This is a genomic window from Bacillus sp. FSL K6-1560, from assembly GCF_038592935.1.
Lineage (GTDB): Bacteria > Bacillota > Bacilli > Bacillales > Bacillaceae > Bacillus > Bacillus subtilis.
Window position 1 is genome coordinate 2881578 of sequence record NZ_CP151946.1, and the last position, 21009, is coordinate 2902586.

General features: G+C 45.2%; 28 protein-coding genes. 3 read left to right on the plus strand and 25 right to left on the minus strand.

The features are described 5' to 3' along the window. Positions 1–6: 6 nt before the first annotated feature. The 23 genes from NYE22_RS15390 to NYE22_RS15500 form a co-directional block, all read right to left on the minus strand. Positions 7–666 (minus strand): LysM peptidoglycan-binding domain-containing protein, encoded by a 660-nt coding sequence (locus tag NYE22_RS15390; protein WP_046380957.1) that lies wholly within the window; start codon positions 664–666, stop codon positions 7–9. Beyond that, positions 659–4537 (minus strand): transglycosylase SLT domain-containing protein, encoded by a 3879-nt coding sequence (locus NYE22_RS15395; protein WP_342412787.1) that lies wholly within the window; start codon positions 4535–4537, stop codon positions 659–661. Before NYE22_RS15395 ends, NYE22_RS15390 begins: the two co-directional genes overlap by 8 nt. Before the next feature lies 1 nt (position 4538). Continuing rightward, on the minus strand, positions 4539–4688 hold the full coding sequence (locus NYE22_RS15400; protein ID WP_003239113.1) for a hypothetical protein: 150 nt from the start codon (positions 4686–4688) through the stop codon (positions 4539–4541). Positions 4689–4717: 29 nt separating this feature from the next. Then, the gene (locus NYE22_RS15405) at positions 4718–5164 is read right to left on the minus strand and encodes a phage-like element PBSX protein XkdN (protein WP_003232676.1); all 447 of its coding nucleotides are present in this window, start codon (positions 5162–5164) and stop codon (positions 4718–4720) included. 91 nt (positions 5165–5255) lie between these two features. Beyond that, positions 5256–5699 (minus strand): phage tail tube protein, encoded by a 444-nt coding sequence (locus NYE22_RS15410; protein WP_003232677.1) that lies wholly within the window; start codon positions 5697–5699, stop codon positions 5256–5258. A 1-nt stretch (position 5700) separates the two neighbouring features. Beyond that, positions 5701–7101 (minus strand): phage tail sheath family protein, encoded by a 1401-nt coding sequence (locus NYE22_RS15415; RefSeq protein ID WP_124048335.1) that lies wholly within the window; start codon positions 7099–7101, stop codon positions 5701–5703. After that, positions 7098–7316, minus strand: a complete 219-nt coding sequence (locus NYE22_RS15420) for a hypothetical protein (protein WP_003232679.1) — start codon at positions 7314–7316, stop codon at positions 7098–7100. The genes NYE22_RS15415 and NYE22_RS15420 overlap by 4 nt, the downstream gene beginning before the upstream one ends. Positions 7317–7319: 3 nt before the next feature. Continuing rightward, positions 7320–7760, minus strand: coding sequence for a phage-like element PBSX protein XkdJ (locus tag NYE22_RS15425; RefSeq protein WP_003232680.1), 441 nt, complete (start codon positions 7758–7760; stop codon positions 7320–7322). Positions 7761–7772: 12 nt separating this feature from the next. Next, positions 7773–8258 (minus strand): HK97 gp10 family phage protein, encoded by a 486-nt coding sequence (locus tag NYE22_RS15430; protein WP_342411955.1) that lies wholly within the window; start codon positions 8256–8258, stop codon positions 7773–7775. Further along, complete coding sequence (locus NYE22_RS15435; RefSeq protein ID WP_123373437.1) at positions 8255–8611, minus strand: YqbH/XkdH family protein; 357 nt, start codon at positions 8609–8611, stop codon at positions 8255–8257. Before NYE22_RS15435 ends, NYE22_RS15430 begins: the two co-directional genes overlap by 4 nt. Further along, complete coding sequence (locus NYE22_RS15440) at positions 8608–8991, minus strand: DUF3199 family protein (protein ID WP_021479474.1); 384 nt, start codon at positions 8989–8991, stop codon at positions 8608–8610. Before NYE22_RS15440 ends, NYE22_RS15435 begins: the two co-directional genes overlap by 4 nt. Positions 8992–9012: 21 nt before the next feature. Next, positions 9013–9948: a phage major capsid protein gene (locus NYE22_RS15445; RefSeq protein ID WP_003232690.1), complete on the minus strand. Its 936-nt coding sequence runs from the start codon at positions 9946–9948 to the stop codon at positions 9013–9015. 25 nt (positions 9949–9973) lie between these two features. After that, positions 9974–10801 carry an XkdF-like putative serine protease domain-containing protein gene (locus tag NYE22_RS15450; RefSeq protein ID WP_064671282.1) on the minus strand — a complete coding sequence of 276 codons (828 nt, stop codon included), beginning with the start codon at positions 10799–10801 and terminating at the stop codon, positions 9974–9976. Between the two features lie 19 nt (positions 10802–10820). Next, entirely contained in the window at positions 10821–12308 is a 1488-nt protein-coding gene (locus tag NYE22_RS15455) for a phage portal protein (protein ID WP_003232695.1), read from the minus strand. A gap of 3 nt (positions 12309–12311) precedes the next feature. Next, positions 12312–13613, minus strand: a complete 1302-nt coding sequence (locus NYE22_RS15460; RefSeq protein ID WP_041850936.1) for a PBSX family phage terminase large subunit — start codon at positions 13611–13613, stop codon at positions 12312–12314. Then, positions 13610–14407 (minus strand): phage terminase small subunit, encoded by a 798-nt coding sequence (gene xtmA, locus NYE22_RS15465; RefSeq protein ID WP_029317665.1) that lies wholly within the window; start codon positions 14405–14407, stop codon positions 13610–13612. The genes NYE22_RS15460 and xtmA overlap by 4 nt, the downstream gene beginning before the upstream one ends. Before the next feature lie 117 nt (positions 14408–14524). Continuing rightward, a complete protein-coding gene (locus tag NYE22_RS15470) occupies positions 14525–15034 on the minus strand; it encodes a sigma-70 family RNA polymerase sigma factor (RefSeq protein ID WP_014479550.1) in 510 nt (169 codons plus the stop codon). Positions 15035–15149: 115 nt separating this feature from the next. Beyond that, positions 15150–15356: a phage-like element PBSX protein XtrA gene (xtrA, locus tag NYE22_RS15475; protein ID WP_342411956.1), complete on the minus strand. Its 207-nt coding sequence runs from the start codon at positions 15354–15356 to the stop codon at positions 15150–15152. Then, positions 15353–15703, minus strand: coding sequence for a phage-like element PBSX protein XkdD (gene xkdD, locus NYE22_RS15480; RefSeq protein WP_161619675.1), 351 nt, complete (start codon positions 15701–15703; stop codon positions 15353–15355). Before xkdD ends, xtrA begins: the two co-directional genes overlap by 4 nt. Positions 15704–15787: 84 nt before the next feature. Then, entirely contained in the window at positions 15788–15955 is a 168-nt protein-coding gene (locus NYE22_RS15485) for a hypothetical protein (RefSeq protein ID WP_003245588.1), read from the minus strand. Beyond that, positions 15955–16755 (minus strand): ATP-binding protein, encoded by an 801-nt coding sequence (locus NYE22_RS15490; protein ID WP_015252287.1) that lies wholly within the window; start codon positions 16753–16755, stop codon positions 15955–15957. The genes NYE22_RS15485 and NYE22_RS15490 overlap by 1 nt, the downstream gene beginning before the upstream one ends. Next, positions 16655–17491: a phage portal protein gene (locus tag NYE22_RS15495; RefSeq protein ID WP_276353742.1), complete on the minus strand. Its 837-nt coding sequence runs from the start codon at positions 17489–17491 to the stop codon at positions 16655–16657. The genes NYE22_RS15490 and NYE22_RS15495 overlap by 101 nt, the downstream gene beginning before the upstream one ends. Beyond that, positions 17478–17657, minus strand: a complete 180-nt coding sequence (locus NYE22_RS15500; protein ID WP_021479481.1) for a hypothetical protein — start codon at positions 17655–17657, stop codon at positions 17478–17480. The genes NYE22_RS15495 and NYE22_RS15500 overlap by 14 nt, the downstream gene beginning before the upstream one ends. A gap of 178 nt (positions 17658–17835) precedes the next feature. Between NYE22_RS15500 and xre the strand changes: the two genes are divergently transcribed. Further along, a complete protein-coding gene (gene xre, locus NYE22_RS15505; protein ID WP_003232719.1) occupies positions 17836–18177 on the plus strand; it encodes an HTH-type transcriptional regulator Xre in 342 nt (113 codons plus the stop codon). A 162-nt stretch (positions 18178–18339) separates the two neighbouring features. Further along, the gene (locus NYE22_RS15510) at positions 18340–18936 is read left to right on the plus strand and encodes an ImmA/IrrE family metallo-endopeptidase (protein WP_003232721.1); all 597 of its coding nucleotides are present in this window, start codon (positions 18340–18342) and stop codon (positions 18934–18936) included. A gap of 43 nt (positions 18937–18979) precedes the next feature. Here the strand turns inward: NYE22_RS15510 and NYE22_RS15515 are convergent, their stop codons facing one another. Together NYE22_RS15515 and NYE22_RS15520 are read right to left on the minus strand one after the other, a co-directional pair. Further along, positions 18980–19816, minus strand: a complete 837-nt coding sequence (locus NYE22_RS15515; RefSeq protein WP_003245071.1) for a manganese catalase family protein — start codon at positions 19814–19816, stop codon at positions 18980–18982. Between the two features lie 76 nt (positions 19817–19892). Next, a complete protein-coding gene (locus NYE22_RS15520) occupies positions 19893–20495 on the minus strand; it encodes a poly-gamma-glutamate hydrolase family protein (RefSeq protein ID WP_161985937.1) in 603 nt (200 codons plus the stop codon). Between the two features lie 104 nt (positions 20496–20599). On the opposite strand from NYE22_RS15520, the gene NYE22_RS15525 reads away from it, so the two are divergent. After that, positions 20600–20977 (plus strand): PH domain-containing protein, encoded by a 378-nt coding sequence (locus NYE22_RS15525; protein ID WP_015715726.1) that lies wholly within the window; start codon positions 20600–20602, stop codon positions 20975–20977. The last annotated feature ends 32 nt before the right edge of the window (positions 20978–21009 follow it).

Sequence of the window (21009 nt, forward strand, 5' to 3'; positions counted from 1 at the left end):
CCTGTTTCATTGCGGTATCTTTAATTTTTGGCCGGGAAAAATCCAGTGGCCCGGCTGCCTGATGTTCCGTTTGCTTCGTTTGATCATTGCTGTTTTATTGGCGTTCCAAATTTTGCGCCATTGAGTGCTGTTCCCGTAAAATCTGCCTGCAATGTCCCATAGCGTGTCTCCCTTTTTCACTGTGTACGTCTTCGGCGCAGCCTTCGACGGACGTTTTGCCTTTGTTTTTTTCTTTTGCTTGATTTTCCGCGGGGAAGCGGTTTTGTATTCTTTTAATTGAATATCAAAGGAACGATCACCTATATCCTGCTGGCCTTCGCTATAGGAAAAACCTTCAATACTGCATGTTAAATTCACTTTAGTTCCCGTAATCAAAAACTGAACCGGTTTTTTGGCCTTCATCCATTTTTCAATTTTTGTTATCGCATTTTCCGGCGACGGGAAGGTTTGATATTCAGCTATTGGGCTGTATTTCTTCGGAAAAAACGAAGAGAACGAAATTTCTTTCGCGCCTTGTTCGTCAATAAATGTAAGGTCACCGAACTTGGCTACTTTAACCGTCTCATTCTGAACCGTATTTGAAATATTCAGCTGGTCGGGAAGAACGGGGAGCCGCAGCTTGTCCTTCCCTTGTGAAATCCAAAATTCATATACGGATTTAGTCAAATGCAACGACCCCCTTCGTTCCAATATTGATATCCTTTTGCAGTTCATCTATAAGCGCCTGCTTGATTTTCGCCGCAAGGGTTTCGGCGTCTTGTCCATTATGGAAATGCTGGTCACCGTTAAATTGAATATAAATCTCTTTTGATCCAGAAACCGCTGCGGTTGGCCGGCTAGCTGAAGTAACAGCGGAAACTTGTCCTCGAGATAGCTCAGACTGCTGGGATTGAGACGGATCTGTCACTTCCATTCCCAGAGCTTGCGCAGCTCTCTGAAGGAGGTAGCGGCCGCGGATACCTCGCTCCTCCGGAATGATCCATTCCCGCTTGTTTCCTTCTCCGACACGGGCAATTTGTTCTTTTGTAATCAGCCCGCCGTTTGCGTAACCGACATACGGTCCGCCATGATTCAAGCTTTTAATACCCGGCACATTGTTGATTGATCCATATCTGCTTTTAATGTAGCCGATCGCAGCAGCTGCGTTGTGAATCGGGTTTTTAATGTTACCCATACCCGGTGCTTTATGTGCGTTAAAAGTGGTTGGTACTGTCTGCATGAGCCCTTGGGATGGATTGCCTGCCTTCGCGTTACTATCCCACAGGTTAATGGCGTTAGGGTTGCCTCCTGATTCAAACTTTGCAATTGTCATCAATCCTGGTAGCCAGCTTAATGGTGTTTTTGTGGCCATCATTGCTGCCATAAGCCACTGTTTCACATTTCCCCCTACTGCACCCATTCCGGAATAAGCAGCTGCCAATGAACCGGCTTGTTTTTCTGCGTATTTTTTCACATCGACAGAATCCAGTCCTTTTACAACACCGACAGAGGCAAAACGCCCCAAGCTCATCATGACTCGAGAAGGCGAATGGATATCTAATTCTTCACGGAAAGCCTGTTCCACTCTCTTGGCCATATCCTTTGCTGCTTGTTTTACTTCACTGGATTTAGAATTCATACCTGTCACAAAGTTTCCGATCAAACCGGAGCCCCAGCTGTTCGATGTGTCTTTTGAACGCAGGAACGGTTTGTCAACATGTGTACTCACATACTGTGCAGTCCCTGTTTGGGTTGAGTTTTGTCCTTGCGCAAAGCCTTTGACCGTACCTGTCCCCCATGATGACGATTTATTTACAGTAGCTTGGTACGGCGTTTTAACTTTTGATTGCAAAAAGCCGTCCGTTCCGGTTGCAGTGCCGTTTTGGCCCTTGGCATACCCGCTTACCATTTGTTTACCGTAATTTGGTGAAGCAGAAATCATTTGTGTAAATGGCGTATTGATGTTTTTCTTTTTCCAGTCTTCCATTTTGACCGGCTGATTGCTGATGCCTTTACCAAAGCCCTCTGAAAATTGCTGTCCGAGGTCTGAAGCTTGGCCGTTAAGGCTAGATGTATTAAGAGAAGATGGCATTGAAGCAGATTGGCTGCCAACAGTGTTTAGAGCTGTCCCACCTGAAAGTGTAGAGGCTGATGCCATATCATCGACCACATGCATGCCCAATTTCGCTGCGGCTTGCGCTAAAAGCATTTTGCCGCGGCCGCGATTGTTGTCGACTGGAATGACAAATTCCTTACCCGCTTCACCGATCCAAGAAATAGTTGGTTTCGTAATAAAACCACCTGAGGCGTTTTTATCAGTTTTCATTCCAAAGTCTCTGTGAGCTTTCTCTCGTCCATTTTGAAAATGCTCTACCTTTTCTTGAACCCAAGACTTCATTCCGCCGCCCACTTTTTGAGCAGTTTCTACTACCTTCCCACCTGTAGACTTTATAGCATCCCAAGAATCTCCTAATATATTTTTTCCCCACTCTTTTACTGAATCCCATTTTCCAGACCACCAGTCTTTATTAAATAGGCTGTCCTCAAGTGTAGATTTGAATTTTTTCCAAAGTGACTTTGTATTTTCCCATTTTTCCTTTGTCCAGCCTTTAACACCTTCCCACTTACCGGACCACCAATCTTTATTAAAGACTGTTTCTTTTACTTTCGACTTAATTGATTCCCAAACAGAAACGGCACCGTTCCATTTTTCTTGAGCCCAGCTCTTAACGCCTTCCCACTTACCGGACCACCAATCTTTATTAAAGACTGTTTCTTTTACTTTTGATTTAACAGAGTTCCATACAGAGGAAGCTTGATCCCATTTTTCCTGTGTCCAACCTTTTACCGATTCCCATTTTCCGCCCCACCAATCACTGTTGAAAAGCGTAGACTCTAATGTACCGTATGCATAACCAGCTTTTTCAGCCCACCAATTTGAGTCAAAAAAAGTAGTAGAAGCTGTATCTTTTATATTAGTCCACGTATCACTAAGGCCTCCGAGAGTATCACTCGTTGTTGTTTTAACACCTGTCCATTTTTCATTCCACCAATCACCATTAAATAATGTATTTGAAATGTTCTCTTTGATTTGAGAAGTATCAAACATCTTACCAATGTTCTTACCTGCTTCTTCGCCGCCGATTCCGCCTACTAACCCGCCGCCAATTCCGCCGATTGCCCCGCCGATTGCTGTACCTTCCGGACCAACGAAAGATCCAATCGTTGCACCAGCTTCCGCTCCGGCTGTTGCACCAGCTTCCGCTCCGGCAATGCGTCCTCCGATTGAACCAACCTTTTCGCCAGCATTATCTTTATTGATTCCAGCTAAATCAAACACTGCTAAAGCAGATCCTACGTATGGAACAGCCTTTCCCATTCCTCTGAACGCTTTACCTAGTTTGGATGAATCTTTCCCTAGCGATTTTAACCCTCCAAGCCAGTTCTTTAACTTGGAACCCGAGGTCCTAGGTGCACTTTCAGCAGGTGTGCCGCTCTGGCGTCTTCTTATCACCTCTCCAGGAACCTTGAGTGTTCTGTTTGGAGCCTTTGTGGGGCTTTTCTTTTTTCTATAGGTTTTTTTATTTTTAGTGCCCGGGCTGATACCGCCTTCACAGCAGTCACAGCAACAATTTCCTCCTGTATTACGGTTAAGGACTTTTTTATCTGTGTCAGAATTTTCACCAGAATCGTCCTTTTTTTGTGGTCCTAGAATTTTATCAATGATCTTATCAAACACATCATTTTTCAGCTTTTCTATCAATCTCTCTTTGAAACGATCCAAAAAAGCTTTGCCTATTTCATTGAGCGTATCTTTGATCCAAGGCCAAGCTGATTTTGTCCACCAATCCTTCAGCCAACCTTTTATTTTTCCGACCCAACCAGGTTTTTGATCTGAGCTCTTATCAGAGCCTTTATCTGAGGATTTGTCTGATTCTCTCTTAGAAGTTTCTTTGTTAATCGGGCTTTCTTTTTTATTGATTTTATCTGATACTTTTGTTTTAACAACCACTTTTACATAATAGGTTTTTTCAAATTTCCTGAGAAGTGCTGTTAATCGATTAACTGTTTTGGTGATTTCATCGATGACCTTTAGTTTGACTGTGTATCCGTTTTTCAAATTTTTCTTAATATAACCGATAATCCTTTTAACTGTAGAAGTAACCTTGTCATCTGGAATCAAAAGGAATGATAGCTTTTGATTAGAAAGCATCTTCTTTATTTTTTTATACGCAGCTGCTGTCCGGTCTACCAAAGAGACAGTCAGCTTCGTTTCTTTCGGCAGCCGTTTAAGTTTTCTTTCAATTGCATCAAGCTTTGAAGTGACTTGGTCATCAAGTACAACTTTAATTTCAAGCGATTTCGCGAATTTCAAAATGATATAGTCGTTTATTTTTCTCAGCCGGTAAAATGCCTGATCTTCCGCTCTGATACTGATTTTGATTTGCCGATTAATGGTTTTGACTTTTTTTTCGACCTCTTGGAATCCTTTATGTATCCGTTTTAGTTTTTTAGATACCTTGTCTTCGAGATCAAAACGGGCTGTTAATTTTGCGATATTAGTTCCCTCCTCTCCTTGATTCTTTTTCTAATAGATCTAGCTTATAACCTATCAACCCAAATAAAAGAGCTTTAAAATGTTTTGGTGCTTCATATAATTCAAGAAGTTGGGATGGCGAGTAATGAAGCTCATGCATTGCATAGTACAAATACACAGCTTCCTTATCGCCATCCTTTACTAGTTTTTTGCTTCTTCTTCTAGATCTTCAAGATCATCTTCAAAACCATTGATTTCAATTGCTTTATTCAGCCAGTTCGCATACTCTCCCCCAACAGATAATACACGTTTGGCAACTTCTACCGGATCCGCAGTTTTGTATGCTTCCCTTAAATCTTTTGAACGAAAATCAGGATAAATAGTAGATTCGATGGCAATTCTCGCATAAAAGCGCTGGGAGTCTAAATCTTTGACACGGCCGCGGCCTTTCACATTTTTAAATGTGGTGTTTTCTTTCTCTAATTCATCAATACGTTCAGTAGTAATTGGTTTTAAAATAAACGGAATGACATTCCCTTTTTTATCAACAAAACGCTTTGAGATCGGCACTTTGATTTCCTCAGCTTCAATTGTTTTTCCCGGCATAAAAAAGGAAAGATCATATACGTTTTCGTTCTTCTCGCTCATGTAAAAAACTCCCTTGTCTATTGTTTGGTTTCATCTTTAAAAAACAGACCTTTCTGAGAAAGGTCTGCGTATGGGCTTGATTCAGCTTTGATTAAAACGTGTCAGATAGCTTTTCAGGGACGTCGAAGTCTTCGAATGTAAATGGAACTTCTTCCTCTAACGCTTCTGAATCGACATCAAGGCTTGCGATTTTCGCAGAGTCAAAGTTGACGTCGTACAGTGTGACTCGCTCTGTGCCCCGGCCGGAGGATTGATCATCCAGCACAGCTTGGAGCGTGAAGTAAGGGTCGCTGCCTTTTTTGACATAGTCCATCATCAATAGCACGAATTTTGATGTGACTTTGTAGAACGTCGCGGTCCCTGTTCCATTTGCCCCTGTTGTTTTATGGCCTGTCATGCGGCGGCCCATAATGTTGACTTCAGACTTGTTTTTCTCGACGTTTGCTTCAAATGTTTTGATATGCGCCATTTCCTCACCATCGAGAAATAAGCGGCCTTCTTTTCCTGAGATTGTGTTTTGTGCTTTTAATGCCATATTAATTTACCTCCACATTAAAGTAGAATTTTTCTGCTGCGTCGACAGGCTGTACAGCCAGGTCAATCAAGAAGCCGTCACGATCTTCATTCATTGAAATTGTGATATCTTCATCGGAATCAAAGCCAGTGATGCCGCCTGCATCCTGAAGCGTTGTCATGTATTGCGTGATCATCGTTTTTACATACTGCAGTCCGTCTTCAGATGCCGGGATATCGCTTCCGCTGCCTTTTCTTGATTTAATTAAGGCTTTCAGCTCGCGTGTTAAATCATTATTCACAGCATCCAGGACACGAACGATTTTGTTCTTTGCAAATTTCTTGTTTTTCTCAGCTGTGAACGTCACGAGTGAGTTAATGTCCTTTTCTACGCTGACGGATTTATCACGGGCGTCGAATGTGAATAAAAATTCACCCTTGCCCAGACGTTCAACAATCGTATCGTGGTCAAGGCGGTGTAACACATCAACTGCGCCTTCGTACTCTACAAATGTAAGTGATTGGTTAAAGGTTGCTCCTGCACTCGCTCCAGCTACCCAAGCTGTTGCTTTGTCCGGTGTAACTTCCGTGCCATCTTCAAGCAGCACACCCTCGGTTACGTTGATGATGCCTTCATAATCACCAGCATAATTGGCTGTGACGCCTTGCACTTTTTGTCCTTGGCCGTCGCGAAGGCGTTTAATGAAAGCAGCAAACGTCGCCTTCAACTGGTCACCTTCTGCAACAGGCAGCGCAATCACATCAAAGCTCTCCGTTTCAGCCGCGGCTAAGAAATCTGTATAGTCGGAGTTAACAGGGGCTTTATCCGTACCGCCGGATAAACGGATTCCCGCGGATGCATTCAGCGTCTCAGCTGCAGTGTCTCCTTCTGATCCAGTGAGAGGAATCGTTGAAGAAAGATCGCCTGTTCCGGTAAAAGTGACATAGCCGTTAGCTGTTAATTCTTCAGCCTTTTTGACAGTCTGTTTATCAACCTCTGATTCGTCCATATATGTTGTCACATCGAAAGAATTAGCATCCAGCACATTATGATTGATGCGGATGATAATGTCATTTCCTTTTGTTCCGCCATATACTGCAGTTGCTTTGACGCCTTCAGCAATATCAGCAGACGCTCGGACACCTTCGGTTAGACGGTACATCAATACCGTTTTCGCATTTTTCTTCGCTTCACGCAGCAGCAATAAAGACGGGTCATCGATGCTGAGGCCCACTTTTTTGTTTAGGTCTTCAACACTGGAAATGGAGACGAACGTTTTCGCTTCACCCCAGCTTGATGCGACCGGAAGTGCGACTGTTCCCCGTTCACTGAGTGATACCCGCTCCTGTGCCGTCGTTTTAAAGTTAAAATAAATGCCTGCACGTTCTTTTTCTTTGCCTGTTGTAAATGTTCCGCCATTCATGATGACATGACCTCCTTGGTTAGAAATGTTTGAATCAATTGGTTGGCTTCTGATTTCGTCATACGTGGTTGATCCACGCCAAATAAAGCCCCCTGAAGAATATCCGGCTTAACGCCGAACAGTTCCTTCGCGTGCTTAATCAAATCCGCTGTATCAAATAGAGCTTCCCGGCTCTTTGTATGTACAGCCTTCTTCTGTTGTTTGTCCTTTGACACCGTTTATTTCACCCCGCTGTTCATGTCGATATCCTGTAAGACAGGCTGTTCTGTTTTGTGATAATAATATCGGCTGCTCCACCTGATCACCATGGCCGCCTCGCCCCTGTCTCCTACCCTTGTCTCGATTTGGGAGATGCGAACCATATCCCCCGTCTTCTCACCGGATTCACTCAGCAGCGGAATCATATTTCTCGCTTCTCTGATGGCATCCGCGAGCCTGTCCGCTTCATCCAGCGCCTGAACGGAGTCCAGATGAAACAGTTTTACATTGAGACTGTAGGTTTTTTTAAATGTGGAGACCGTATCTGTTTCCTCGAAAACAGATGGTGGCGGGACGTATAACGACGGCACCTGAAAGTGATCAGGAAGCTCGCGTTCATAAATGGGAACAGACCACCGGCTGTACAAAAACGCCATGATCGATCCTGTTTCACTGTTCATCCTGCTCCTCCTTTACAGCTTCTTCAGCCACTGGCGCAGTTTGCTTTCCATCGATTTTTCAAACAGCTGTTCATATAAAAGCAGTGCATGATCCCAGTAGCCCGTGCCCGGTATCCATTTTCTCTTGAGCGCCATTCCCCTTGAAGCAGCTGGATCATAAATAAACCGTGAGCCTTGAAAACGCCCCGGCACCCATCTCACATCTTGTTTTGACGTCCAATGGCCGTCATTAAGAAATGAGGCGTAATCAAGCTGTGTTCCCACCTCAAGCGAAAGCCCGCCGCTTTGCACAATCCAGAGATTGTCCTCTGCGCCTTTCTCAAAGGAACTGAGCAGTTTTTCTGTATCAATCGTTTGTGTGCTGATGAGTTCAGATTGGACGATCTCCAGAAAATCTTGCCCGCACTCCTCAAGCCACTGGGACGCCTGTCTGGAAAAACCGCCTGAAGCCGCTTCTTTTAATGCCGTGTTCAGCTGTTTCAATCCCGCTATTTTCATAGGCTTTCATCCCTGACTGCGACGACCTCCCAATGATGATGTCTGATCCTTTTCGGCAGCTTTAGTATATATTTATGATTCTCCCAAATGATTTTATCGTTCACGCGGATATCCGCTGACAACGGAAAATGGACGAGAAAGCTGTGATATACAGTTTGATCCGGCTCCTCCTGAACCAGCTGCTGTGTTTTTTCGGTAAAATAACAAGGGACATCTTGTTCATCGGGTGTATCGGGATATGAAGTCACCGGCTGCAGCCTGTCTGCCGGAATCCCAAATCGGCCTGCAGACGGCGCTTGGGCTGCTTCATGATAAATGTCGCAGCGGTGAATGAGCATCTGCTTGTAGCTCATAAAGATCTCACCTTCAGTCTGGAGGATTCAGGGACGTAGCCCGGCTTGATAAACTCTTCGAGCAAATGATACACCTCAGGCCGCTGAATCCCGCCTTCTCCGGAAACCGTGTAGGAATAATCCCCCATTTTCTCAGACTGATAGCTTGATGAGGCAGATTCATCGCTGTTGACAAGCGCAAAATACTGGGCAAGCTTTACTAAAGCCAGCTTCACCTTACCGGGCAGCGGATCATACAAGCTGTCTTCAAAGCGGTGGCCCGTGATGAGAGCCGCTTCTGCTTCCGCCTCGATGATATCCTGCGCCAGCAGCTCTTCCGGCCTGTTTTTCACCCGATCATAGACCGAATAGGAGGCTACGTCAGTCGGTTCAATGAGCATGAGCTGACCACCTCGTTTCTATTATTCTTTTACGTTAATTAATTTCGCGCAGGCATCCTCTTCCTCGAACTTGCTGTCCAGCTTGGCCGTTAAGACAATAATGAATTTACGGGAGCGGATGTCTTTGTCGACTTCAATTCGGATATTGCGGGAGAAGCCGAGAATGATATTTTTCGGATGTGTGAGAATGATATCAGAAGCGTCATATTGCGCGTCTCCCTCACCGACTGTGTACGGCTGAATATTGGATACTCCTTTGACCGGTACGCCGAATGCTGTTGACAAGCCGCCCTGAACAGCCTGGTCCCCAAGGTTTGTCTGGCGGTCTGCCACGCGGTCCTTCCATTCAACTTCTAAGCCGTGAGACGTATAGAATCTGAATTCCTGAGGGATGCGCAAATATTTTGGCGGAACTGCCTTTAAGCCTTTCTTGAATGTCGCTCTGGACAGTTCTTCACCGTTCATGTCAACGATATGGGAAACCGCCTGTTTACGGATGCCGTCCAGCTGTGCCAGATACGGATCAGCTGATGCTGTATCACCGTTAACGATCAGCTCTTCAATATCAACTGCTGCGCGCTCTGCTAAAATTTGCATGATTGTCTGCTGCAGGCCGTCTTTTTCAATATTGTTTTCAAGTGTGTCATACGTAATGTTAATTTCCGCAATGACTTCCTTCGTGTTCAGCTGGACAGTGCTTGTCGTTGGAACTGTCAGCTCGTCGTTTGACAGTGCTTTTCCTTCTTGCGCAGCCCGCAGAATACGCTGGCCGAAGCCGATTTTCTCAAATTTTTGCGAGTCATTTTCCATTTGAATCACGCGGGATTCACTGAAAATGGTCGGCGTGTTTTGCACCATGCGGATAAAAGCCGATGCTTGCGCAGGATTCATAAGCCCGCCGCTTTTTAAAGCAGAAAGCGACATTTCCGCTTTCCGAATGATCTCTTGATTTCTCAATTGATTTCCTCCTCCTTGACTGGTTTTACAGCAGTCCGCTCCAGATTGATTTTTTGACTTGCTCTGTATTGCCGCCCGTATCGTCCGCTGTCTGCTTAGACGCGCCTCGCGCTTTTTCCAAAGCCTCGATGCGTTCGATCAGCGGGGCAAGCATGTCTTCAACGAGCTTTTTCAGACGCTCGTCATCACCCGTCTGCTCCGGCTTTTCCTCCGTGTCTGTGTTTTTTTCAATCCGCTCAAGCCGTTTGAGCAGAGGGTAAAGCGCATGCTCAAATGATTCTTTCATGTCTTCTTTTCTCATTTCTTCAGTCTCCTTCCCTGTTTTGTCAGCAAGCATTTGCTTGAATACACTAAAGAACCCTGCTTTTTCGACCGGTTCTTCTTCATACACATCTGCAGTGCCAGCCATGCTGTAGCCGGTGATAATTCCAGCCTTAATCTGTTCCCACACCTCGTCAGACGCTCTTGTCACGAGTACCCATGAGCCCTTTGTAATCCGCTTTGACCCGATCATAAAATCATCGGGCGCCACATAGGACTCGACCACGACGCCGGTTCCGCCCTCAAAGCTGTGATTGATATCAATCTCCCGTGCCTCCGCGAGAAAACCGTGCGCCGCTTTTTCAATTTCCTCGGCGGTCATAAAATCGCCGTGGGCATCAGGAACATCAGGCTCATACACGATTCCGTACACGAGCTTTTGTTCATCCTGCTCACTTTTTGTAAACAGCCGAACCTTTTTTTCAAATGACGGAGGTGCGGCTGACTTCGTAAAGAAAAATTCTGTCTGGTTAGCCGCCTTGTCCACATAACTGACAAAGCTGATTTTGGCATTTCTTAATTCTCGCGCCACCTGCTTGATTCACCTCCCTTCAGGACGTTTTGATATCTTCGATGCTTTCTTTCAACTCCTGCATGAGCGCAGTCAGGTTTGTCTTTTCCGCATCCTGTCCTGCAGGCCGTTTATAAATGTCCTCCGGCCACTCCTCCAGTGTTTTGCCAAGCACCCGTCCGGCAAGGTCGCGTAAATCATTCGGCGAGACTGCTCCTGCTGTAATAAAAGGACCGAGCACCTTTGCAATCTCAAGCGGATCACGAAAGTCTGGTCCTTTTAATGTCAGCCTGACGTCATGGATATTCAGCTCCGGCAAAAGCAGCGTATTCAGTTTATTCACGAGCGTTTTTCGCTCCGGCTGAAAAACCTGCTCCTCCGTAATTTTTCTAGCAGTATCAGCTGTCGCCCGGTTGTATTCCTGGGCCTCGCCTGTATACAGCGGCGGGAGACGGAACGCGGAACGCAGCTTATTTCTGCTTTTTTCATCGTATTCAAGAAACAGGGCGTCGTTTTGGAGAATTTCAGCCAAGGATTTGATTTCCACGGAAACCGGCGTAATATCCTCGCCTCCGTGGAGATCCTTTTCTTTTGCGATTCCTTCCGCTTCGATCAGGAGAAATTTATGGGCGTTTTCAACACCTTCAAGATCATTCATGTATTCCTGCAGCTCCCGGTAAGAAGCTTCAGACAGCATCCCGTTTTCCACTGTAATCGCAGCGGGGACGTGACGTCCCTGCTTAAAATACATAAAATTGAGCTCTTCTGCTTTTCGGGCCCCGTATAAATTGACAATATTGCCGATCCAGCGGGGTACACCGTATACGCCGCTTCCGATTTTGAGGTGAATGGCTTCATTTGCTTGATACTTCTCTGCCAATGTGTTTACATATTCACCTGTGCGCATATCCATTTTTCGCGGATCGCCGTATTCTTTAAAAAACACTTTCTTTCCATTGATCATCTGCACATATTTTCGGAAGCGTTTTTGCCTTTTGATCCTTTTCATTTTCCCGTTTTCTTCATATACAAATGAAACCTCTACAGGCTCGCCGGCTCCGCATACACGCATATATTTCACATCTAAATATTCGATGCCGGCAGGTTTTCCCGCCCCGTCGCGAAGCACTTCCATAAATCCGTTGCCTGTTTTTTCTCTGTCTTCGATGGCATAGCCTAAAATCATTTCAGCTGATTCATCAAAGTGAAGACATTTATAAAAGGCTTCGAGTCTGGCCCAGTCTTTTTCCGCTCTTTTCTTTTTTGCCTGATCGACATCACTTGCGTTGACATCAAATGTGTACTCAACATCGAATCCAAAGCCTGTAATATTCACTCTGTACGCATCAATGCATTGCTGAAGAATAGTCGAGTATTCGGCAATGGTTTTGAGCTCGATGATATTGTAGGGCGGAGCGATAATGTCCTCTCCGTACAGCTCAGAAAAGTCATCTTCATAGATTTGCTTTGTCTGAGGAGCCGCGGCATTGGCTTTAAATACAGTTGCTCTGACTGTTTGATTGTGCATGATTTATGACCTCCTCCTTTCTCGGTTCGGCCGGATTCGTTTGTGTGCTGTCTCTTTCATATCAGCAACCTCATAATCATCAAGCGCATACCAAATGGCAGAAAGCGTATGCGGGTCAATCGTGAATTCATCCTCAATCAGAGCTCCGTTTTTATCTTTGGCATACGTAAGTGTCTTGAGCTCATAGATGACATTTTCACAGCGATCCGAACAGAAGATTTTTTTGAACCGTTTTACCTTTTTGGTATATTGAAGCCTGGAGCCGGGAAACTTTCTGGCTCCAACCATCCGAAAGCCCTGCTGGCGGAAATACTGAATGCTTTTCGGCTCAGCCGAGTCGGCTTTGATCAATTCCTGTGTCTCAATAAACTCACGCAGCTCCTCAGCCGTCCTGTCATCTGTCATTTTGTTTTGATAATACTCCCAATAAATGTAGAGGTATTTTTTCTCAGGATCTACAGCAAGCCGGACGACGGCATTATAGGATTCCTCGAATCCAAAATCCATGCCTGTACGAAAGATTGGCTTGCTGATGGCTGCGATACATTTTTTCACTTGATCATGCGGGAGTACCTCGAACTGCGGCAGCACCCTGATCCCGTTGACGCCGAATCTTCCTTTGCGGGCAATCCGGTACAGGTCGGGATCATATTCTTTGAGCCCGTCAAGCTGTTTCACATAGCTTTCTGGGAGAAAAAGATTGTCGTTAGCGGTGGAATGATGGTAATACGTATCTCCCTTCACAATTGTCCGCTTTTCGTAAAGTTCGCTGTCATCCAGCACAAACCGTTTATTGCGTTCGTCCCGAAAAAAATGCCTGTACGTCCAATTGGAGGTGCCGACGGGATTGGTGGTACAGATCATATGAAGCTTCAGCTCAGGATGGCGAAGACGTCCGATTAATTCCTTGAACCCCTCATACTTCACCTCTGAGCACTCTTCAATCCATATTAATGAAATATTATGAACCGATTTTAATTTTGCCGGATTGTCCATTCCTTTGAACATGATCCGGCTGCCATTGTGAAATCGCAGCTGCAGCGGGGAAGAAAGAGATGCCACAGCCTTTGTGAGACCGAGCTCTTCGATCACCTCTTGAAACAAGGCGAAGGTCGAATCCCGATGGGTATCGAACACCTCCCGGATCACAAGGGCCGTCCGTTTTTCCTTCAGCAGCTTTAGCACGATTTTCAATGCCGTATGATAGCTTTTGGATGAGCCGTAGCCGCCGACGAGAAACTGGTACGTCTGCTCCCAATTGAACACGTAATCTTCGAAATGAGGGTTGATTTCTTTTACAATCATGACTTGCCCTCTTTTCGTTTGATCATAATTTCAATCGGTTCCTGGCTGTCATCTGTTTTCTCCGCTTTTTGTTTGGCAAGCTTCAATTTCTCATTTTCAATTTTTTGTTTAAATTGATCCGGAAACAAATCAAAATATAGGGACAGCTTCTCAAGCGCCTTCATTTTATCTGCAAGCTTGATGGCAATGCCTTCTTTGCCAAGCTTTGCTTCCGTTACAATGGTGCCGTCAACGAGCCCCGAGTCTTTGACATCGACAAAGCTGATTTCCTTCATAATCGGGTTATCATCTTCATCAAACAGCGGACCCGATTTCCCGACAGCCTGGACCTCTTTTTTTCCAAAGGTCACATAGTCCGTAATATCCGCAAACGCGATCTTGATATAAACCTGCAGCACATCCATCGCTTCAATAAACATCTCATTGACCATTTCTTTTTTTATGCGTCTGATTTCAGCAGCGACCTTTTCGTTTTTTAAGAGCCGGCTGCCCGTCACATGAGCGCTGTCCGGAGAATAGCCCGCTTTGATTGCTGACTGTGTGGCATTGAAGCTTTTGACGTAATACAGGCAAAACAGCCGCTGGCGTTCATTTAATTCATCGTTGTCTATAGGGCGCTGTTTTTGTTCGTTTTTGGACGCAGAAAACAGGGCCTCTTTCCATTTGTCTTGTTTTTTCCAGATGCCGATTGTTTTCGCGGAAACACCGATTGTGTCCGCAATCGCCCGATTTGTGATCTTTCCTTGATGTTGTTGATAGATTGCTAATGCTTGTTCGCGCTGTTGTGTTTTCATGCTACGGCATCACCGCCACCTCCAGCATGGTTATTTATTCATAAAAGCGGCTGATCATGCCAGCCGCTTATGTGTCATGCTCTATTCACTTATAGGTGGCAAACGTATGACAAGCTTTCAGGCAAGTGATCGATTCATTTCTTCCTGCTGTCTTTGCATCTTTAAACTCGCCCGTTTAATCGTCGTTTGCACTGTCGATTTTTTTACGCCGAGAAGATCGGCGATCCGTTCATAAGAAAAACATTCTACCTTATGCAGCAAAAACATTTCCTTTTCTCTGTCCGTTAACAGGGCTAATGCTTCTCGAATTCTCTCTCTGTCTTCTTCTGATACCTGTCCGTCCGGCTCAAACATCATAGCGCTGGAAAATGATTCGATGATTCTCGGGTCCTTGATCATCAGCCGCTGGTAGGCATCACGCCGGTCAATCGCCCGTCTGATGCCGGGCTGCCTTCCTTTTTCAAGCCATTCTGTTACATATTCAAGATCAGTAATCATATTTCTGATGATTTTTTTATCCTTCAGCTCTTCAGCTGAGAGCACGGATTCATCTGCCTCAGCGAGCGGTTTATATTGTATTCTTGTTTGTTTGAGCGTGCGTTTATATTCAAATAGTAAGTCTTGCATTCTATGATCCTCCTCATTTTTGGCAAATAAAAAACGGACACCAATCAACGCACAAATGCTGTGCAGTTGATCAGTGTCCGCAGGCTTTCCGTCTTGGACGTATTCTGTTTTCGCTTTAATTTAATTTGTAGCCGATTTCAAATTCCACACGGGCAAGATCGCCCTTTCTTGTTTCGACGAGCGTTTTTCCATGCTCGGGCGCTTCTGTGATCCATGCTTCTTGCTTGATGCCATCCACAATAATGACACGGATTTTCCCTTCCTCCAGCTGGCTCTTAAGCGTGATGGAATCGATATGCTGCAGTTTTTTAGGATGAATCATGTTTTATTTCCTCCCCTTTTCGGTGCAGCGCTTGCTTCAGCTTTTTCTAATAGCTGAATGATACGCTCCTTTGAATGAACAGAATTCCCTTTCAGAAAATCAAGCGCTGCTTTAGACGCTTCCAGCAATTCAGGCGCAGCGGCCATCAAAGCGGCATTGCTTTTTTGCGAATACGAGCTGAGGTCAAATACAGCGGCAATCAGCCGTCCGTTTGAATATGGGAATCTTTCTTTTTCTTCTTCACTGTAAGCTGAATAAATATAGATCGGTTTCGTATCCCCGCACGGGACAGCACACCACGGCGCAGGGCTTTTCTCTGCCTGTTTTGTCTTTGCCAACACTTTCACTTCCCGTCGTCCTTATACCATTGTTCAATGTTTTTTTCTGTTCGCTTTGCCCGAAACAGCAAAGCGATTAGTGCAGTCAGCTGTTTAATCATAGATATTCAGCCTCGCTTTTCCCGCTGTCAGCATTTGCTCCAGCTTTTGAATGACAGGCGTTAAGTCAGTGCCGGACCGGCAGTTCGGACATGGATGAAAAACGACTCCAATACCGGTATGTTCCACAATGACTTTCTTTGTTTGACAAAGCTTGCACATTATCTGACGCCCTCCAATCTATGGTTAAGCTCGTAGGCTGCTCCTTTGATAATCACTAGATAGTCACTGCACATCTCATAGATTCTCGTGCCGAGCGCTTCATCAACCCGTACAAGTGCTTCAATTGTCAGCTCGCTAGAAAGCAAAATCGGTTTATGATTTAAGTAGCGATAATTGAGTACCGAATACATTTGCTCTAATTGCCAATCTGTAGCGCGGGGTTTGCCGTTAACCGGTTTAAACAGGTCATCTATGAACAGCACATCCGCCTGCTTCATCCGGTTCAGCTTCGCTTCTAATAGGGCAAAATCATTTTTCAGATCAGTAAAGCCTTCCACGAACGGAAAATAAATGACAGGCACATAGCATGTTCTCATTAATTCGTTGGCAGCGGCAGTCAAAAGGTGTGTTTTCCCTGATCCGGGCTGTCCTAAAAGGGCAATGCTGTTTTTTCGGCAATCCTTGATTTGTTCATAATCGGCAACATACTCTTTTGTACACTCAAATGCGTCTTTTATGGCCTGCGGCTTTCCCTCCGTGCGGAATTCCTTGAAGCCGAGCTGTCTGAAAGCGTGGGTAATCTCACTTGCACCCAGCAGCCGCTTCACTTTCCGTTCTGCCATGCAGCTGCACATCGTCCAGACTTCCAGGCCATTCTGCCTGACGAGATAACCTCCCTGATCCTTGCAGCGCAGGCAATCATACCTGCTTGCGTCTGATTCGGCCGGTTTGTCCGCCAGTAATGGACGTCTCCCTCTTCTCAGCTCGTCCAAAATCTGTTCGATTGTTCGTTTTGTCATGTTTTTTCATCCTCTCATGCTGAATTGCGGCATTCTTTTTGGCTTGCTGCGCGAAAAATCTGTCTTCAATGAATTTCGAGCAGTAGCGAAAAGCCTTGATTGTTTCAGAAGCGGCGGTCCGCCGGTTTTCAAAAGCCTGAAAGCATTCTTCAAGCCATTTGATTGTTTGCGTGACAGGAACGCCGATGGCAACAATGCGGGCGATGGCTTGATAATCTCTTGAGGAAGGATACACGGTGCGTCCTTCTTGAGCCGACCGTAATTGTGTAAACCGCTTCGCAATGTGATCCACTGCATCATCAGCAGCAGTATATTTGTTTGTTTTATCTATATCTGTACGGTCGTTTGTGTCCGGTGTCTGCGGCGAAAATGGCCGTTCTTTTAGACACCCGTGTACAGTATTGTCCGATCTGAAGCTGAATTTTTTGGAATGCTTGACCGAAATCATCAGTCCGTATGGCGCACGGACGGCCTTTATGTAATCATGGTTTTCGAGAAGCTCCAGCCATCTTCTGACGGTTTTTTCACTTACGCCGAAGACTGCCGCCATTTCTCTCGCTTTTAACGGCTTATGGCCGAGTACGATGCCCCAGCTTACCCCGTCTTTTTCGATTTCTTTTGTTGTTGAGCTGATAAACCAGAGAAACAGCCATAGCGCCGGGCCCATTTTGTCATAATGTTCTGAATTCAATAACCCTGAATACGTCGGAAAAGGATAGCTTTTATCGTTTTTCATTGTACACCGCTTCTCCCTTTAACATCATGTATGCTTGAAACTGCTCTTGCGTTTCAAAGTGGAACACCGGAAGGCCGCATGCCGTAAACGAAATGGTGCCGCCGGATTGTCCGAGATGGCGCTGATCTATGGGATTTTCACTAAAAACAATTTGGATTGGATACATGTGATCACTCTCCTGGTTTGTTTTCGATACATTTCGTATCAACTGTTACCAAGTATAAACGATACGAACTGTATCATCAAGTTATTTTTGATACTTTTTTTATCATAACTTTATTTTGATACATATTGTATCTATAATCATAAGTAACGTAGGGAGTTTAAAAAAGAGAGGTCATAGTATGATAGGCGGCAGATTGAAGAGTCTCAGAGGGAAAAGGACACAGGAAGAAATCGCATCACACATCGGTGTGTCACGGGCACGATATTCCCACTATGAAAATGGGCGAAGCGAACCTGATTACGACACACTCCAAAAGCTGGCTGATTACTTTCAAGTAACGACTGATTACTTATTAACGGGAAAAGACAAAAAATCCGATGACGATATGTTCTCAGATCCGGACCTGCAGCTTGCATACCGCGATATGCAGGATTTTTCCCCAGAAAGCAAACAGCAGGCCATCGAATTTATCAACTATTTAAAAGAAAAAGAGAAAAACCGCAAACCGAAAAATAAATAAATCGTTCTCTGTTCTCTAAAACATATAAAAAGTAGACCGATATAAAGAAAAAAGTGTTTATTTTTTAAAGAAAAGGGAAAGATTTCTACACTACTTTCCAGTCCTATACGGGCTTTTCTTTCTCGCTAAAAACAGAACAAACGTTCGAAAGGGAGTATTCAATTGGGCGATTACTTATCACATCTGGAGGAATACGTTAAAAATTTATACGGCCGGCTGGGCATCACATCCCCTCATCACATTGACATGCTAAAAATCGCAAAGGATCTGGATATTTGGGTGCATTTTGAGGATATGGGGAGCATGATGGTGAAATACGACGGCATGTACAGTATCGTATTGAACCAAAAAAAGTCACGGGAAGAGCAATGGGAGGATTTTGGCCATGAACTGTGCCACGTGTTAAAGCATGCAGGCAATCATTTTCAGATGAACAAGCTCTTCAGAGAGCTTCAAGAATTCCAGGCAAATCAATTTATGTACCACTTCTGTGTGCCAACCTTTATGCTGTTGCAGATGGAACTGCCGCAATGGAGAAGCCAGGCACTCGCCACAATTGCGGCGGTATTCCGGGTAACAAAGGAATTTGCTGATAAAAGGCTTGACATGTTTGAACGGCGTAAAGCAGGTATTCAATTTCAGAAGCGGCTCGCTTATTTATTATCTCACAAGCGGCCAAATGCGTACGAGGAAGGCGATCAGCAGCACTTGCAGGTCGCTGAGGAAAAAGCGTTATATCATATTGGCAAAAACATCTGATCAAATACGGGCTAAGGATATATTCCTCAGCCCAGAAGAGAACCTAACATTTCGACATTGGGGGAACTGTATTATGCAGCCACATGGGCGCCGGTTTAAGATGAGGCGCAGATGCGAACGCAATCGGAGCCGGGATATACCTGAATTCACCCCGGCCGTCAAAGGCTTCCCCATGTGCCCATCTTCCTTGCGAGCTTTCATCCCCCCTGGAAAAGTTAAACAAATCATAGGAGACTTCTTGCTTTTCGAGCTCACGTGGAAACGTCGTCGGGACGACAATATCCCGTTCTCTTTCCTCCAGCTCTTTAATGGCCGCGTACCACATATTTTGATGATAGGTATCCCTTGCAATCAAAAATGACAGCATATCTCTTACCCCTGGATCATCGGTCATGGCATAAAGCCGTGTCACCTGAAGGCGTCCTTGGGCCTCCGCATTTAAGTTAGCGCGAAAATCGGCCAGCAGGTTTCCGCTTGAGATAATGTATTTTGCATTCCACGGATAGCCCTCACTATCTGATGCCATCGCCCCCAATCCGGACACAATCGCGTGCTGAGGATTCATCCCTGACATGACTGCTGCGATAGCAGGATTGCTTTTATAAGCATCCTCCTGTACATCCGCGGGTGCATTGTCCAGAAGCCTGGAAATCATCGTTGCCAGCATTTCTACGTGCCCGATCTCTTCGGTCCCCACATCATATAACAAATCTTTATACTTAGCATCCGCCCTGCAGTTAAACCCTTGAAACAAATACTGCATCATGACGCTAATTTCACCGAATTGGCCGCCGAGCACCTCTTGAAGTTTTTTCGCATAAACCGGATCGGGATGAGCTGGCTTTGCTTGATATTGAAGCTCTTTTATATGATAAAACATGAATCATTCCTCCCTACACTTTCGCACAATCCCAGCGTATGAAGGAATAGGCTGACAGTGCAGGTCCCGTTTCGTTTTATGTATAAAAGCCAAGCTTGACAGCTTCCACATATCGATCAAACAAATCGTTTTGTATGTAGCTTTTATCACGGCACCCAAAATTGCAGAACAGCGCGTTTCGCTGTGCCGTGCTCACCTCCAATTGCAGCCCCATTTCTCTTTTCGTCCGATTGACAATATTGTTTGGGTGTACACCTGCCAGGCGGTCTTTCTCATTAGTGAGCTCGGCGCTAAAACCCGCTTCATTCAGACGCTCACAAATGAGCTTGGCTTTTTTACGATCCGCCCCGCCGACCAAAGTATGCGGGATGTTTGGATCATAATACCCGTGAAACGCTAATGCGTAATGGTGGTCATTCACTTTTTCTAAAGCCAGCGGCTCATCAAAACGAATGCTAGTGAGATGCAAGGAACGGTTGCTTCGCGGCTTTAGACCCTCAAACAAATAGATGGAACATCGATCCGAAAATGCCCGCACCAATTCACTGACGCCAGGCTCAATTCTGCCGCCGTGGGGACCGAGGACGATAAGCTCACTTCCGTTTTTCTCCTCATAAATAATCCGGTACTCCGACTCAGAAGCAGAAAGGGCTGCAAAGCTGTCATACCTATCTGTCATTTTGAACGCCCCCTTTACCAGTCAGCACCAGTTTACTCTACTCATCCATGAATGAAAACCTTTTTTATAGTATGATTTGATAGAATACGCAGAGGAGGTATATGATGGGGTTTATTGATGGATTACTCGGCAATGCATCAACACTGTCAACGGCAGCTGTGAAAGAAGAGCTTGCCCATATTTTGCTGGAGGGTGAGAATGTTGAAGCCGCGTTTAAGCTGGTTCGCGATTTGATTGTCTTTACTGAAAAGCGGCTTATCCTTGTGGATAAACAGGGAATCACAGGCAAGAAAACGGAATTTCAATCGATTCCGTACAAAAGCATTTCCAGATTCAGCGTGGAAACCGCCGGCCGCTTTGATCTCGATTCAGAGCTGAAAATTTGGATCTCCGGCGCAGAACTTCCTGCCGTCTCAAAGCAGTTTAAAAAAGATGAGAGCATTTATGATATTCAAAAGGTGCTTGCCGCAGTCTGTATGTAAGATAAAAAGCCGGAAGCTTCACAGCTTCCGGC

Bases quoted from the DNA above. Each gene is read 5' to 3' on its own strand.
- NYE22_RS15520 (WP_161985937.1), bottom strand. From the start codon at position 20,495: ATGACAGATAGGTATGACAGCTTTGCAGCCCTTTCTGCTTCTGAGTCG.
- NYE22_RS15415 (WP_124048335.1), bottom strand. From the start codon at position 7,101: ATGAATGGCGGAACATTTACAACAGGCAAAGAAAAAGAACGTGCAGGC.
- NYE22_RS15410 (WP_003232677.1), bottom strand. From the start codon at position 5,699: ATGGCATTAAAAGCACAAAACACAATCTCAGGAAAAGAAGGCCGCTTA.
- NYE22_RS15470 (WP_014479550.1), bottom strand. From the start codon at position 15,034: ATGCAAGACTTACTATTTGAATATAAACGCACGCTCAAACAAACAAGA.
- NYE22_RS15405 (WP_003232676.1), bottom strand. From the start codon at position 5,164: ATGAGCGAGAAGAACGAAAACGTATATGATCTTTCCTTTTTTATGCCG.
- NYE22_RS15525 (WP_015715726.1), top strand. From the start codon at position 20,600: ATGGGGTTTATTGATGGATTACTCGGCAATGCATCAACACTGTCAACG.
- NYE22_RS15440 (WP_021479474.1), bottom strand. From the start codon at position 8,991: ATGCTCATTGAACCGACTGACGTAGCCTCCTATTCGGTCTATGATCGG.
- xtrA (WP_342411956.1), bottom strand. From the start codon at position 15,356: ATGATTCATCCTAAAAAACTGCAGCATATCGATTCCATCACGCTTAAG.
- NYE22_RS15455 (WP_003232695.1), bottom strand. From the start codon at position 12,308: ATGCACAATCAAACAGTCAGAGCAACTGTATTTAAAGCCAATGCCGCG.
- NYE22_RS15430 (WP_342411955.1), bottom strand. From the start codon at position 8,258: ATGAAAATAGCGGGATTGAAACAGCTGAACACGGCATTAAAAGAAGCG.
- NYE22_RS15500 (WP_021479481.1), bottom strand. From the start codon at position 17,657: ATGTATCCAATCCAAATTGTTTTTAGTGAAAATCCCATAGATCAGCGC.
- xre (WP_003232719.1), top strand. From the start codon at position 17,836: ATGATAGGCGGCAGATTGAAGAGTCTCAGAGGGAAAAGGACACAGGAA.
- NYE22_RS15460 (WP_041850936.1), bottom strand. From the start codon at position 13,613: ATGATTGTAAAAGAAATCAACCCTCATTTCGAAGATTACGTGTTCAAT.
- NYE22_RS15425 (WP_003232680.1), bottom strand. From the start codon at position 7,760: ATGAACAGTGAAACAGGATCGATCATGGCGTTTTTGTACAGCCGGTGG.
- NYE22_RS15495 (WP_276353742.1), bottom strand. From the start codon at position 17,491: ATGAAAAACGATAAAAGCTATCCTTTTCCGACGTATTCAGGGTTATTG.
- NYE22_RS15435 (WP_123373437.1), bottom strand. From the start codon at position 8,611: ATGAGCTACAAGCAGATGCTCATTCACCGCTGCGACATTTATCATGAA.
- NYE22_RS15485 (WP_003245588.1), bottom strand. From the start codon at position 15,955: ATGTGCAAGCTTTGTCAAACAAAGAAAGTCATTGTGGAACATACCGGT.
- NYE22_RS15515 (WP_003245071.1), bottom strand. From the start codon at position 19,816: ATGTTTTATCATATAAAAGAGCTTCAATATCAAGCAAAGCCAGCTCAT.
- xtmA (WP_029317665.1), bottom strand. From the start codon at position 14,407: ATGAAAACACAACAGCGCGAACAAGCATTAGCAATCTATCAACAACAT.
- NYE22_RS15490 (WP_015252287.1), bottom strand. From the start codon at position 16,755: ATGACAAAACGAACAATCGAACAGATTTTGGACGAGCTGAGAAGAGGG.